The organism is Bradyrhizobium sp. YCK136 (genome assembly GCF_044570075.1).
Classification (GTDB): domain Bacteria; phylum Pseudomonadota; class Alphaproteobacteria; order Rhizobiales; family Xanthobacteraceae; genus Bradyrhizobium; species Bradyrhizobium diazoefficiens.
The window spans coordinates 1,720,089-1,732,061 of sequence record NZ_CP172424.1 but is presented as its reverse complement, the minus strand read 5'-3'; the positions used below and the strand labels follow the sequence as shown (position 1 = coordinate 1,732,061).

Genomic DNA, 11,973 nt, shown 5'->3' with positions numbered 1-11,973 from the left:
TGCCCTAGTGGTCAAGCGCGCTGGTCAGGGCCTTTATATTGTGCCTGACCATGTCAATGTAAGTGGGTGCGGACCCCTTTTCACCCGTCAAACCGTCCGAAATCAAGGTCCCGCCGACCTTTGCCCCGGTCTCGGCCGCGATCCGCCGGATCAGGCGGTCGTCGCTGATATTCTCCAAGAATACCGCCGGGATCTTCTGGCCTTTGATCTGGCCGATGATGGCGGCGATGTCCCGTGCGCTGGGCTCGGTTTCGGTGGAGACGCCGAGCGGCGCGATGAACTGGATACCGTATTCGGCGGCGAAATAGCCGAAGGCGTCATGGGTGGAGATCACCTTGCGCCGCTCGGGCGGAATTTTCGCAACGGCCTCGCGCACCTCGCGGTCGAGCGCTTCGAGCTTTTCCAGATAGGCCTTGGCCTGGGCGCGGAAGAACTCCGCGTCCTCGGGATCGGCCGCGGCCAGCGCGTTGGCGATATCCGTCACGTAAACCTTGGCGTTGGGGACGGACTGCCAGGCATGCGGATCGGCAGCCGAGCCAAGCTTCAGGGGCGTGATGCCGGCGCTGGCGGTGACGACCGTTGCCTTGCTGCCGGAGGATTGCACGAGGCGCGGCAGCCAGCCCTCGAGGCCGAGCCCATTGACGACAACGAACTTTGCGTCCGCGATCCGCTTCGCATCGCTTGGCGCCGGAGTGTAGACATGGACGTCGCTGTCGGGGCCGACCAGCGTGGTGACGCTGACCCGGTCGCCGCCGACGTTGCGGACGAAATCGCCGAGGATCGAGAAGCTCGTGACGACGTTGAGCCGTTCCGCGGCATGCAGCGGCGAGGCGGTCAGCAGCAAGGCAAGGAGCAGAAGGAAGCGCATTGCGGTCACGCTTCCAGATGCCGGCCGGGAAACAGCTGCCGGACGATACCGCCGACCCGGCCGAACAGCACCGAGACGATGTAGAGCACGGTCGCGACCAGAATGATCGCAGGCCCCGACGGCACGCGGGTCTGGAACGACAGCACGAGGCCGGCATAGCCCGAGACCGCGGCAGCGACGACCGCGATGCAGATCATGACAGTGAGATCGCGCGACCAGAACCGCGCGATGCCGGCCGGCAGGATCATCAGCCCCACCGCGAGCAGCGTGCCGAGCGCCTGAAAGCCGTTGACGAGGTTGATCACGACGAGCGCGAGGAAAGCGAGATGCGCAGGCCCCCCGGCCCGGCTGACAGTGCGCAGGAACAGCGGATCGACACTCTCGATCACCAGCGGGCGGTAGATCACGGCGAGCACCAGCAGCGTCACCGTGGCGTTGAAGGCGACCACCAGCAGCGTCTGGTCGTCCATCGCGAGGATGTTGCCGAACAGCACGTGCAGCAGGTCGATATTGGTGCCCTTGATCGAGACGATGGTCACCCCCAGCGCCAGCGAGGCCAGGTAGAAGGTCGCGAGCGACGCGTCCTCCTTCAGCCCGGTCGAGCGCGCGACCACACCGGCGAGGATCGCGACCGCAAAGCCCGCGAACAGGCCGCCGGCCGTCATTGCAAACAGATTGAGACCGGAGAGCAGGAAGCCGACCGCCGCGCCCGGCAGGATCGCATGCGCCATGGCATCGCCGACGAGGCTCATCCGTCGCAGCATCAGGAATACGCCGATCGGCGCGCCCGCGAGCGACAGCGCGATCACGGCGGCAAGCGCGCGCCGCATGAACTCAAATTCGGTGAACGGACCGATCAGCGCGTCATGGAGCATTTGCGGTCACGCCGCCCGCGAGCGGGCATCGTCGGCCGCGCAGGCCGCGGCGCTGTCGTCGAACGCCTCGCACATCCGCATCGCGACCATGAGGTTCTCCGGCGTCAGCACCTCCGCCGTCGGGCCCCATGCCACAGGGCCGCGCGCCAGCACCAGGGTCTCGGTGAAATGGCTGCGCACCATCTCCATGTCATGCAGCGCGGCGAGCACCGTGCGGCCCTCGCCGTGCCAGCGCTTCACCAGCGCGAGCAGGTCGGTCGTGGTCTTGCTGTCGATGGCGTTGAAGGGCTCGTCGAGCACGATCAGCCGCGCGTCCTGGAGCAACACGCGCGCGAACAGCACACGCTGCATCTGACCGCCGGAGAGCGTGCCGATCGGGCGGTTCTCGAAGCCATTCAGCCCAACGGCGCCGATCGCGCGGAGGATTTTTTCGCGCGCGGCTTTGCCGATTCCGCCGAACAGGCCGGTGCCGCGCCACAGGCCGGTGCCGACGAAGTCGAACACCGAGATGGGGAAGCTGCGGTCGATCTCCGCGCTCTGCGGCAGATAGGCGATATCGCGGGAGTCGAGCCCGCCGAGATGGATGCTGCCGTCGAGCGGCCTGAGGATGCCGACGATGCCGCGCAGCAGGGTCGACTTGCCGGCGCCGTTCGGGCCGATCACGGCGACCAGCGCACCCGGCGCAACCCCGCCGTTGAGATGGTGCACGGCCGGATGCCGGTCGTAGCCCAGCGTGACGTTGTGGAAATGCAGCGCCGCCATCGTCACCTCATTGCCAGAAAGACGATGCCCCAGAGCACGGCGCAGACGGCAACGGCGGCCGAGAGGCGGCCCGCCATGGTCATGCGCAGGATCGACCAGGGCGCCGCCTGGGCCGGATGCGGCGAGGTCGCGTCATGGACGTGGGCATGGGTGTGGTCGTGCCCGTGCGAATGCGCGTCGCCATGAGAATGGCCGTGGGCATGGTCGTGATGGTGGGCGTGGGACGCGGCGGGAACCATGTCTGGACGTTATATTATAACATTACGCCTGTCCACGCCGGGCTCAGGGCTTGCCGATCACCATCGCGATGGCGGCCGCCACGAACGGGAACGGCACCGAAACGGCGCAGCGGAACCAGACGAAACGGGCCGGCATGAACGGGATTTCCCACAAAATCACCCGCTGGAAGGCAAACAGCGCCCAGGCGACGACATAGGCGACCACTTGCGGCACCCCGCCGCCCGACTTCAGCGCCACGGTCCCGATGGAGAAGCCGATCACGGGGCCGCCGGGCGTGGCGGCACCGGCGACCACGGCGGTCGCGACCCCCAGCCAGCCGCTGTCCGGTCCGAGCCAGCCGGTGATCACCTCCTGGGGGATGATGGCGGCGATGTAGCCGGAGCCGATCACCCCCAACGCGATCCGCGGCACGATGTTGATGAAGTCCATCGAGCCTTCGCGCAGCGAAGCCTTGAACACCGGCGGGCCGCGACGGAAAGCGATCAGGCCGACGCCGAAGACCGAGCCCCACAGCAGGATGTCGATGAGGAGCGCCGCGCTCAACTCGCCTCCTCATCGCTGTCACGCTTCGGATAGAGCCGGACATAGACGAAGCGGCCGAGGCCGCCTGCGAGCACCGGCAGCGGCAGCGAGATGACGATCCGCCACAGCGTGAAATCGGTGTCCATGATCGGGATTTCCCAGGCGACCGCCCGGCCGTAGCCGATCAGGGTCCAGCTCACGGCCATGGCGATGGTGGCGCCGAAATCGGCGCCGACCGCCAGCAGCGCGCTCGCCACGGGATAGGCGGTGAAGGGACCGCCCGGCAGGATCGCGCCAAAGGCGGTGCCGATCAGAAGGCCCTTCAGGCCGGATTGCGGCCCGAGCGAGCGCGAGACTTTCTCGTGCGGCAGGATCTCGGAGATGAAGGCGCCGAGCAGGCATCCTGCCAGCACGCGCGGCAGGATGCCGCCGAACAGCGAGAGGTCGTGGGTGAGAATGTCCAGAACGCCGTCGGTGCCGTCACGCCGCCACACCAGCGCCGCGCTGACCGCCACCAGGACCGCGATGATGATCGTCGACCAGCCGATCGGCTTGCGCACACGGCCCGGCCGCGGCTCGGACTCCGCGTCCTCGGCAGGCGCCGGGTCTTTCGGGGAAGGGTCTGACAACGGGTGTGGGGCGGCTCGATGGTGATGCCCGTCCTGATTAAGGGCGCCGTCCATGCGATGCAAACGGTACGATCACAGACCGATGCGCGCATGGCGCAGGACTGGTTCAATCAATTCGGCACAGCAAAAAGGCGGCCGCGCATGCGACCGCCTTGTCTGTCATTCCGGGGCGGCGAAGCCGAACCCGGAATCTCGAGATTCCGGGTTCGATGCTACGCATCGCCCCCGAATGACGGAGGAAAGCCTTACGCCTTGTCGAACAGGGACTCGACGTATTCCCAGTTCACGAGGTTCTCGACGAACGCCTTGAGATAGTCCGGACGGCGGTTGCGATAGTCGATGTAGTAGGAGTGCTCCCAGACGTCGCAGCCGAGGATCGGGGTGGCGCCGTGCACCAGCGGATTCTCGCCGTTCGGGGTCTTGGAGATCTCGAGCTTGCCGTTCTTGACCTGGAGCCAGCACCAGCCGGAGCCGAACTGGCCGACGCCGGCCGCCTGGAAGTCGGTCTTGAACTTCTCGAAGCCGCCGAGGTCCTCGTTGATCTTCTTCTCGAGCTTGCCGGGCAGCTTGGTGCCGCCGCCATTGGGCTTCATCCAGCTCCAGAAGTGGATGTGGTTGTAGTGCTGGCCGGCATTGTTGAACACCGCGGGGTTCTTGCCGAACGAGCCCTTGACGATCTCCTCAAGGGACTTGCCTTCCCATTCGGTGCCCTTGAGCGCGTTGTTGCCGTTGGTGACGTAGGCCTGATGATGCTTGTCGTGGTGGAATTCGAGCGTCTCCTTCGACATGAACTGGCCGAGGGCGTCATAGGCGTAAGGGAGAGGGGGCAGCGTAAAGGTCATGGCTTCTTGTCCGCAACTGGGTGGGGAACGTGTTCTAACGGTCATCCCTTATAGAAGGTTCCGCGGCCGTTAAATACCTCAGAATTTGCGAAAACGCGTGATGGGTGCCGCTTGGCTGGATTGCATAAAATCGTCGCAGCACGCGCTGGTCATCAGCCGTGCGGTTCGCCATAAAATATCGTTGCCTTTGAAGCGCTTATGACAGAACGAATGCGCCACGAAGCGGAGCTGCGAAGGACGAAGCCATGACCATCGAGATCGACATCTTGAACGGCGACGCCTCGTGGCCGATCGCCGAGCCGCTGCATCAGGCGGTCTGGGGACCGCATATGGTCGCGGACAAGCCCTGGGCTCACGTCAAATGGGACAACGCCCATCTTCGCGTGCTGCTCGAGACGCCCGAGGACGGCCTCGTCTGCCACGTCGGCGTCTACTTTCGCACCGTCACCTGGAACGGGCAGAAGATTCACGCCGGCGGCATCGGCGGGGTCTGCACGCGCGAGGACCGGCGCGGTCGCGGCTACGCCACCATGGCTATCGACGCGGCGGTGCACACCATGCGCGCCAACGAGGCGGTCCGCTTCGCGCTGCTGTTCTGCGAGCCGCACAATTTTTCGTTCTACGAATCCCGCAGCTGGCTGCCCTTCAAGGGCGAGGTCTATTGCGAGCAGCCGGAGGGGCGGATCCGCTTCGACTACATGGCGCCCTATGTCTTCAACATCGTCCGCGCGCCGACGCTGGGCACCATCGACCTATGCGGCCTGCCGTGGTGAGCCCTGCGTGACCGGAGGGCTGGTGCCAGAGAGCCTCGCCCTGTAATATGTCGATCATCATCCAATATTTCGCACCGTGGACATGACGATCGACGCCCCCATAGACGCCGCCCCGCCGCGTGCACCGGTCGCCTCCCCCATCGCCAGCCTGCTGACGGCGCCGATCCTGCCGACGCTGCTGCGGCTCGCGATCCCCAACATGATCGCGATGGTCGGCAGCACGCTGGTTGCGATCGCCGAGACCTCCTACATCGGCCGACTCGGCACCATCCCGCTCGCGGAGATCGCGCTGGTGTTCCCGTTCGCGATGCTGACGCAGATGATGAGCGCGGGCGCGATGGGCGGCGGCGTCTCATCCGCGATCAGCCGCGCGCTCGGCGCCGGGGATCGCGACCGCGCCGCGACGCTGGCGCTGCATGCCGCCATCATCGGCCTCTGCGGCGGGCTGTTCTCCACGGTAACGATGCTGGTCTTCGGCCGCTCGTTCTTCACGCTGCTCGGCGGCCGCGAGCGCGTGCTCGAGGAAGCCAGCGGTTATTCGCAGGTGCTGTTCTCCGGCGCGGTCGCGATCTGGCTCGTCAACACGCTGGCCTCGGTGATCCGCGGCACCGGCGACATGCGCCTGCCCTCGATGACACTGATCGGGGCAGGCGTGCTCCAGATCGCGCTCGGCGGCACGCTGGGGCTCGGCCTGTTCGGCGTGAAGCAATTCGGCATGCCGGGCGTCGCCGCCGGCCAGTTGATCGCATTTACCTGCGCCGCGGTCTTCTTCCTCTGGTATCTCTTGTCCGGCCGCAGCCGGCTGCCGCTGGATTTCCGCGCGTTTTATTTTGAGCGCGCGATGTTCCTGGACATCCTCAAGGTGGGCGCGGTCGCCTGCCTCTCGCCGCTGCAGACCGTGCTCACCATTCTGATCTTCACCAGGATCCTGGCGACGTTCGGCACCGAGATGCTGGCCGGTTACGGCATCGGCTCGCGGCTGGAATTTCTGCTGATCCCGATCACCTTCGCCTTCGGCATCGCCTCGGTGCCGATGGTCGGCATGGCGATCGGCGCCGGACAAGTGAAGCGCGCACGGCGCGTGGCCTGGACCGCAGCCGCGGCGTCCGCCCTCACCGTCGGCCTGATCGGACTCGTCATCGCGCTCGATCCCGCGTTGTGGGCCTCGCTCTTCACCGCCGACCCCGGCGTCACCGCCGCCGCGCACAGCTATTTCCACTGGGCCGGCCCGGCCTTCGCGTTCTTCGGCATGGGCGTGTCGCTGTACTTCTCCTCGCAGGGCGCCGCGCGCGTCGGCGGACCGGTGCTGGCCTCCACCGCGCGGCTTCTGATCGTCGCGATCGGCGGCGGCGTCCTCATGATGGCGCAAGCGCCGGCCTGGACCTTGTTCGCGCTGGTCGGCGGCGCGATGGTGGTGTTCGGACTGTCGACCGCGGTCTCCATCGCTTTCGCGCGCTGGGGCAAATGAGCGCAGGCAAGTAAGCGCGGGAATGTGATTCCATCCAGCGTTGCACTATCCTGCTGGGCTGCTATGGAGGCGCTCCACTTCGGGGCCTCTCCATGATTTCCAGATTCGCTACTCTCGTCGTCCTTCTGGCTGCGCTGCTTGGCGCGACTGCCGCCCAGGCGCAGAGCGCCGACGGGACCTGGCTCACACAGGCCGGCGACGCCCGCGTCAAGATCAGCAAGTGCGGCGGCGGCCTCTGCGGCGTTATCATCTGGCTGCGCGAACCCATGGACACCGCGACCGGCCAGCCCGCCACCGACAGCAAGAATCCCAATCCCGCGCTGGCGAGACGGCCGATGATCGGCCTGCCGTTGTTCAGCGGCATGCAGCCGTCCGGCCCGAACAAATGGTCGGGCCAGATCTACAATGCCGACGACGGCAGCACCTATGCGAGCAGCGTCTCGGTCACGGGTGCAGACTCGCTGCGGGTCGAAGGCTGCGTCGGCGCGCTTTGCGGGGGCGAAACCTGGACGCGCGCGGGACGCTAGCGCTTCAAGCCATCATCGCCTTCAGCGCCGTCGCCGCCGAGGCGTAGCCGCCCCGCGCGCCGTCGATGAAGTGCACGTGGTCGCTGCGCAGCGCCGACGGCGTGAAGCAGGTCATCATCGCGGCGTCCTGCGGGTAGAGGCCGTAGCGCACGACGCCCTCGCGCGCGGCAGCCGCGAGACGATCGCTGAGGGCGCGTTCGAGCTCGGGTGTACAGTCGAGGATCATGCGCAGGCCGTCGTCATATTTCCTGAAGTCCGAGTTCTCGACCACCTGACGTTTGTAGAGGTTGGGCACGAAACCGCCGACCTTGATGTCGAAGCGCATGATCAGATAGGCGAACAGCGTGTAGGCCAGCACGCCGGCGCGGCGCGCGAGCAGCGGGCCGCCGCGCTTGGTGCGGGCTTCGTAGTCCAGCCCCTGCGGCGGCCATTTCAGCGGCGGCCCCTGTGGCGGCACCGGGCGGGCGCCGTCCGGGCTGCGTTCGACGAGGTGGATGATGTCCTCGATCACCTTGCGGAACGCCGGCGGGTCCGCGCCGCGTGCCGGCATCACCAGAACCGACAGGATCAGGCCGCGCGAGGCCGGAATCACCTCGAAGCGGCAGGACAGGCCGGACAGATCCGGCTGCGTGCCGGCCGGCGCCTCAGCGACGGCGAACTCGCCGCGCTTCATCGCGGCGTCGGCCCAGGCGAGCCCGCCGCCGGAGAACATCGCATAGGACAGGTTCGCCGACGGACCGAAGCGCGCGACGCGCACGTCGAGACCTTGCGCCCGGATCGCACTCACCGGCACCAGCGCAACACGCATCGTCAGATCGAGATCCTCCCGTACCCAGGTCGCGGTTGCAGCCAGCGCGTCCCGGGCGCGATCGAGATCGCCGGGCGCGACCGCAAAGCTCGCGCCGTCACCGCCGAACACGAAGGGGAATTCCCGTCCCTCAAGCGCATTGGTCACCGCCGCGATCACGGCAGCGCCGGCCATGTTGACCGCCTTGTAGCGCTGCGCCGCGATCGCCTTGGTGGAATCGACGATGTCGGCGACACCGATGCTCCAGTCATCCGGCAGCGACGCATAGAGCGCGGGGTCCATCAGGCTGGTGAAGCCGCGGAAGACGGGGATGCCGCCATAGAAGGATTCGCCTGATGTCATCGGATGATGCCGAATGGTTGGACGCGTCCAGGAGAAGTACGTGGCAGGACCGATCCGGGTTCGCCGGCGCCCCCTCGAAGTCCCGATCATTGGCCGAAATGGCGGCGGACAACAAGATCGCGCCGCCCCGCAATGCCGCAGCTTGTCATTGATCAGCATCAAACAGCCGGCCGAAAATGACGTTTACGGTTGAGCCATCTGAAATGGTTGCGCGGGATGATCGGGGTGTCTGATTTTGGTAGCAAGGACTCCACCTCGCCGGTACGCCGACGCACGGGGCTGGACGCGATCAGTGCGGTGAAAATGCCGGAGCTGCTGACCGCCACCGTCGATGCCTGGGCCGAGGCCCATCAACTGTCGCGCTCGGATGCGATCTGCAAGCTGGTCGAGTTCGGCCTGAGGATCGCGCCTCCCACACCGGCATCGGGGTCCACGGTCGTCTCGGACGCGACCAGGCTCGAGGAGCTCGCGGTGCATGAGATCGAGGGACTGCTCGATCCCGCATTGCCGGAGGACGAACGCGAGCGTCGCATCCGCCGCCTCACCGAAGGGCCGCCGGAATTCTCACACGAACGGACTGACCTGCCGAAGCCTCGGACGTGAGCGACTAGTGCAGCTTCTCATCCTCACGGTTGCGCAAGGCGTCGTGAGACGCGTCATGGCAGCCGACCAAGCGCACGAATTGCTGCGGGTACATCTCGTGACCGTGATCGCCGGAATTCTGATGCGTCATCGGCGGACAACGGACGTCGTCCGGCTTCGCGCGCGATTGCTCCGTCCGGCCCTGATTTGAAGCGGTCATGTTTCGCATGGTCATGCACTGCTCCCTGTCGATTGGGGCAGATCGATTGACGTAACCCAATCGATTGCGAGGGCATCTTACGACCAAATCCGGTCGAATGTCATTGCGACGAATCAATGCATTTGTGGCGGTGAAGTTCCGCTTTACGCCGTGTTCCCGGCGTCGACCGTGAACACGGTGCCCGTGACGTTGCGGCCGCCATCGCCGAGCAGATATTCCACCATCCGTGCGACGTCTTCCGTCTCCGGCAGCCGGCGCAATGCACTTCGGCCCGCGATGCGTTTGCGTCCTTCGTCGGAGAGATTGCGAGTCAGCTCGGTGTCGATGAAACCAGGCGCAATCGCGTTCACGGTGATGCCGAGCTTGCCGACTTCACGCGCGAGCGAGCGGGTAAAGCCGGTGGCGGCCGCCTTGGTCGCGCCATAGACGGACAGGCCGTTATAGCCGGTCGTCGCGATGATCGAGGAGATGTTGATGATGCGGCCGGCACCATCGGCCATCATCTGCCGTGCGACATATTTGGTGAGAATGATCGGCGACAGCACGTTGAGTTGCACCAGCGCCTCGATCTCGGAATTGTGCATGGTCGCGAGCAGGCCTTCGGTGCCGAGGCCGGCATTGTTGACGAGGCCGTAGATCGGGCCGAATTCGTCGCGCACGAGCTTTGCGAAAGCGGGAATCGCGTCGATCACCGCGAGATCGCAGGCTCGGAAATGCAGACGGCCCTCGGACTCGCCAATGGCGGCCCTGAGCTCGTCGCTCTCGCGCCGCGCCGCGGCAATCACGTTGTAGCCGGCGCCAGCCAGACGCTTGCCAATCGCAAGGCCGATACCGCGGCTGCCGCCGGTGACGAGGACATTATGCATCGGTGCGCGCCAGTTTGCCGGCCGGGGTGACGTCGAGCGTCTCGACGAAGCGGATCACCGCCGGCACCTTGTGGGAAGCGAGCTGCGCGCGGCATTGATCCAGGATCTGGTCGCGAATCTCCTTCGCGCGCGCCTGATCGGTGCCGTCGGCGAGGATCACGTCGGCGACCACGATGCCGCCGGTGATCGGACTCTTCCGCGACTTGGCCCGCGACATCCGGACGTCGGAATGGCGATTGATGACAGCCTCGATCTCCTCGGGGTGGACCTTCAGCCCACCGATATTGATGATGCCGCCGCGGCGGCCGACGAAATAATAGCGGTCGCCGCGCAGCTCGACAATATCGCCGCTGTCGACAAATCCGTCATTATCGGTAAGTGCGGCGGCGTCGCGGCCGATATAGGCATGTGCGGTGCGCATCGAGCGGATGCGCAGCGAGCCGTCCACGACCTTCATCTCGACGCCATTGCGGTTGCCGAGATAGTCGGCCGGAAAGCCTTCGAGCCCGTCATTCACGGCGAAGCCGACACCGGCCTCGGTCGAGGCGTAGGCATGGCCGACCGAGGAATTCGGGAATGCCGCCTTCAGGCCGTCGAGCACCGCCTGGTCGGCGATCTCGCCGGAAAGACGGACGTAAGCCGGCGCGAATTGCGCGGCCGAGCCGCTCATCAGAAGCTTGCGCCAGTGCGAGGGCGTGCCGGAGATGTGGGAGACCGCGCGCGCGTTCAGCCGCGCAACGTGATCGGCGAGGGCCTCATGCGGATCCGACAGCACCATGGAGCCGCCGGAGAGGATGGCGCGGAGGAAGATCTGGAGGCCGCCATAGCGGCGAATGTCGTAGAACGTCGCCCACACCGGTGCCGGTCCGCGCGCGGGGCCTTCGGCGACGATCGCGCCGGTCAGCGCTTCCAGCGTATGGCCGGCGATCTTCGGCACGCCTGACGTGCCCGAGGTCAGCATCAGCCATTCGGTGGCGCACTCGGTCTGCGCAGGCGCGGTGGCTTGAAGCGGCAATTGTGCGGTGACGACCAGCGGCACGCCGGTCTCAGCCCAGCGATCGGGCTCGTCGGTGACGACGGCATCGATCCCGGCATCCGCGATCAGCGCGTCCAGATACGCCGGATTGAGATCGGGCGGACACAGCAGCATGCGGCGGGCGATGCCGTCGAGCTCGATCATGGCAAGGCCCGACCGGAGCTGGTCGGACAATTTGAGCAGCACCGCGCGGCCGGACAGCTCGCGCAGGCGGCCGCCCAGGACCGTCTGCGACAGGATGTCGGTCAGCGACACGACATCGTGCGCATCCGACAGCGTACGGCCCTTCAGCTCCGCGCCGAGATGATCGCGAAGCGCAAAGATATCACGCGGGGACATTTTCGTAGGCCCGCACGAAATCGCCGACCGTGGCGGGGAACGCTGCGTCCTCGGAAATGGTGAACGGATCGACACCGGTCTCGTCCTCGAGCCGAGCGACAAGGATCGCGAAGGCGAGCGAGTCGAAACCCGTCTCGTGCAGGGACAGATCGTCCGAGAGCGCGGGAAGCGCGACGTGCTGTTCCTTGGCGATCTGCTGGATCGCCTCAATGACCTTGGACCTTACCGACATGGCTGGCTTGCCTCTTGCTTTGTTAATCGATCGTATGTCTTG

16 protein-coding genes are annotated in these 11,973 nt (G+C 66.1%); 4 read left to right on the top strand and 12 right to left on the bottom strand.

The genetic code is table 11. From position 1 onward, the window contains the following. Positions 1-4 precede the first annotated feature (4 nt). The 7 genes from ACFLEY_RS08185 to ACFLEY_RS08155 form a co-directional block, all read right to left on the bottom strand. Entirely contained in the window at positions 5-868 is an 864-nt protein-coding gene (locus ACFLEY_RS08185) for a metal ABC transporter substrate-binding protein (protein ID WP_060908847.1), read from the bottom strand. 5 nt (positions 869-873) lie between these two features. Beyond that, complete coding sequence (locus ACFLEY_RS08180) at positions 874-1,743, bottom strand: metal ABC transporter permease (RefSeq protein ID WP_060908848.1); 870 nt, start codon at positions 1,741-1,743, stop codon at positions 874-876. 6 nt (positions 1,744-1,749) lie between these two features. Further along, entirely contained in the window at positions 1,750-2,505 is a 756-nt protein-coding gene (locus ACFLEY_RS08175; RefSeq protein WP_060908849.1) for a metal ABC transporter ATP-binding protein, read from the bottom strand. A gap of 2 nt (positions 2,506-2,507) precedes the next feature. Beyond that, positions 2,508-2,744, bottom strand: a complete 237-nt coding sequence (locus tag ACFLEY_RS08170; RefSeq protein WP_028173842.1) for a hypothetical protein — start codon at positions 2,742-2,744, stop codon at positions 2,508-2,510. 43 nt (positions 2,745-2,787) lie between these two features. Continuing rightward, positions 2,788-3,288, bottom strand: coding sequence for a hypothetical protein (locus ACFLEY_RS08165; protein WP_008138982.1), 501 nt, complete (start codon positions 3,286-3,288; stop codon positions 2,788-2,790). Continuing rightward, complete coding sequence (locus tag ACFLEY_RS08160; RefSeq protein WP_060908850.1) at positions 3,285-3,896, bottom strand: permease; 612 nt, start codon at positions 3,894-3,896, stop codon at positions 3,285-3,287. Before ACFLEY_RS08160 ends, ACFLEY_RS08165 begins: the two co-directional genes overlap by 4 nt. Positions 3,897-4,141: 245 nt before the next feature. After that, the gene (locus tag ACFLEY_RS08155; protein ID WP_014491764.1) at positions 4,142-4,738 is read right to left on the bottom strand and encodes a superoxide dismutase; all 597 of its coding nucleotides are present in this window, start codon (positions 4,736-4,738) and stop codon (positions 4,142-4,144) included. A gap of 245 nt (positions 4,739-4,983) precedes the next feature. Between ACFLEY_RS08155 and ACFLEY_RS08150 the strand changes: the two genes are divergently transcribed. The 3 genes from ACFLEY_RS08150 (at position 4,984) to ACFLEY_RS08140 (ending at position 7,506) form a co-directional block, all read left to right on the top strand. Next, on the top strand, positions 4,984-5,511 hold the full coding sequence (locus ACFLEY_RS08150; protein ID WP_060908851.1) for a GNAT family N-acetyltransferase: 528 nt from the start codon (positions 4,984-4,986) through the stop codon (positions 5,509-5,511). 82 nt (positions 5,512-5,593) lie between these two features. Continuing rightward, complete coding sequence (locus ACFLEY_RS08145; RefSeq protein ID WP_060908852.1) at positions 5,594-6,979, top strand: MATE family efflux transporter; 1,386 nt, start codon at positions 5,594-5,596, stop codon at positions 6,977-6,979. Positions 6,980-7,071: 92 nt separating this feature from the next. Further along, positions 7,072-7,506, top strand: coding sequence for a DUF2147 domain-containing protein (locus ACFLEY_RS08140; RefSeq protein WP_060908853.1), 435 nt, complete (start codon positions 7,072-7,074; stop codon positions 7,504-7,506). A 4-nt stretch (positions 7,507-7,510) separates the two neighbouring features. Here ACFLEY_RS08140 and ACFLEY_RS08135 read toward each other — a convergent pair whose 3' ends face one another. Then, positions 7,511-8,656, bottom strand: coding sequence for a DUF3095 domain-containing protein (locus ACFLEY_RS08135; protein ID WP_060908854.1), 1,146 nt, complete (start codon positions 8,654-8,656; stop codon positions 7,511-7,513). A 216-nt stretch (positions 8,657-8,872) separates the two neighbouring features. Here ACFLEY_RS08135 and ACFLEY_RS08130 point away from each other — a divergent pair, with 216 nt between their 5' ends. After that, positions 8,873-9,259 (top strand): hypothetical protein, encoded by a 387-nt coding sequence (locus tag ACFLEY_RS08130; protein ID WP_211433881.1) that lies wholly within the window; start codon positions 8,873-8,875, stop codon positions 9,257-9,259. Positions 9,260-9,263: 4 nt separating this feature from the next. Here the strand turns inward: ACFLEY_RS08130 and ACFLEY_RS08125 are convergent, their stop codons facing one another. The 4 genes from ACFLEY_RS08125 to ACFLEY_RS08110 form a co-directional block, all read right to left on the bottom strand. Then, positions 9,264-9,473 carry a hypothetical protein gene (locus ACFLEY_RS08125; protein WP_028173835.1) on the bottom strand — a complete coding sequence of 70 codons (210 nt, stop codon included), beginning with the start codon at positions 9,471-9,473 and terminating at the stop codon, positions 9,264-9,266. 128 nt (positions 9,474-9,601) lie between these two features. After that, complete coding sequence (locus ACFLEY_RS08120) at positions 9,602-10,324, bottom strand: SDR family NAD(P)-dependent oxidoreductase (protein WP_396604593.1); 723 nt, start codon at positions 10,322-10,324, stop codon at positions 9,602-9,604. Beyond that, a complete protein-coding gene (locus ACFLEY_RS08115; protein ID WP_060908855.1) occupies positions 10,317-11,699 on the bottom strand; it encodes a class I adenylate-forming enzyme family protein in 1,383 nt (460 codons plus the stop codon). The genes ACFLEY_RS08120 and ACFLEY_RS08115 overlap by 8 nt, the downstream gene beginning before the upstream one ends. Further along, positions 11,686-11,931 carry an acyl carrier protein gene (locus ACFLEY_RS08110; protein ID WP_007597226.1) on the bottom strand — a complete coding sequence of 82 codons (246 nt, stop codon included), beginning with the start codon at positions 11,929-11,931 and terminating at the stop codon, positions 11,686-11,688. The genes ACFLEY_RS08115 and ACFLEY_RS08110 overlap by 14 nt, the downstream gene beginning before the upstream one ends. Positions 11,932-11,973: the final 42 nt, after the last annotated feature.

Excerpts from the sequence above, each read along its gene's own strand:
- ACFLEY_RS08185 (WP_060908847.1), bottom strand. The coding sequence starts at position 868 with ATGCGCTTCCTTCTGCTCCTTGCCTTGCTGCTGACCGCCTCGCCGCTG.
- ACFLEY_RS08180 (WP_060908848.1), bottom strand. The coding sequence starts at position 1,743 with ATGCTCCATGACGCGCTGATCGGTCCGTTCACCGAATTTGAGTTCATG.
- ACFLEY_RS08175 (WP_060908849.1), bottom strand. The coding sequence starts at position 2,505 with ATGGCGGCGCTGCATTTCCACAACGTCACGCTGGGCTACGACCGGCAT.
- ACFLEY_RS08170 (WP_028173842.1), bottom strand. The coding sequence starts at position 2,744 with ATGGTTCCCGCCGCGTCCCACGCCCACCATCACGACCATGCCCACGGC.
- ACFLEY_RS08155 (WP_014491764.1), bottom strand. The coding sequence starts at position 4,738 with ATGACCTTTACGCTGCCCCCTCTCCCTTACGCCTATGACGCCCTCGGC.
- ACFLEY_RS08150 (WP_060908851.1), top strand. The coding sequence starts at position 4,984 with ATGACCATCGAGATCGACATCTTGAACGGCGACGCCTCGTGGCCGATC.
- ACFLEY_RS08145 (WP_060908852.1), top strand. The coding sequence starts at position 5,594 with ATGACGATCGACGCCCCCATAGACGCCGCCCCGCCGCGTGCACCGGTC.
- ACFLEY_RS08140 (WP_060908853.1), top strand. The coding sequence starts at position 7,072 with ATGATTTCCAGATTCGCTACTCTCGTCGTCCTTCTGGCTGCGCTGCTT.
- ACFLEY_RS08135 (WP_060908854.1), bottom strand. The coding sequence starts at position 8,656 with ATGACATCAGGCGAATCCTTCTATGGCGGCATCCCCGTCTTCCGCGGC.
- ACFLEY_RS08130 (WP_211433881.1), top strand. The coding sequence starts at position 8,873 with ATGATCGGGGTGTCTGATTTTGGTAGCAAGGACTCCACCTCGCCGGTA.
- ACFLEY_RS08125 (WP_028173835.1), bottom strand. The coding sequence starts at position 9,473 with ATGACCATGCGAAACATGACCGCTTCAAATCAGGGCCGGACGGAGCAA.
- ACFLEY_RS08120 (WP_396604593.1), bottom strand. The coding sequence starts at position 10,324 with ATGCATAATGTCCTCGTCACCGGCGGCAGCCGCGGTATCGGCCTTGCG.
- ACFLEY_RS08115 (WP_060908855.1), bottom strand. The coding sequence starts at position 11,699 with ATGTCCCCGCGTGATATCTTTGCGCTTCGCGATCATCTCGGCGCGGAG.
- ACFLEY_RS08110 (WP_007597226.1), bottom strand. The coding sequence starts at position 11,931 with ATGTCGGTAAGGTCCAAGGTCATTGAGGCGATCCAGCAGATCGCCAAG.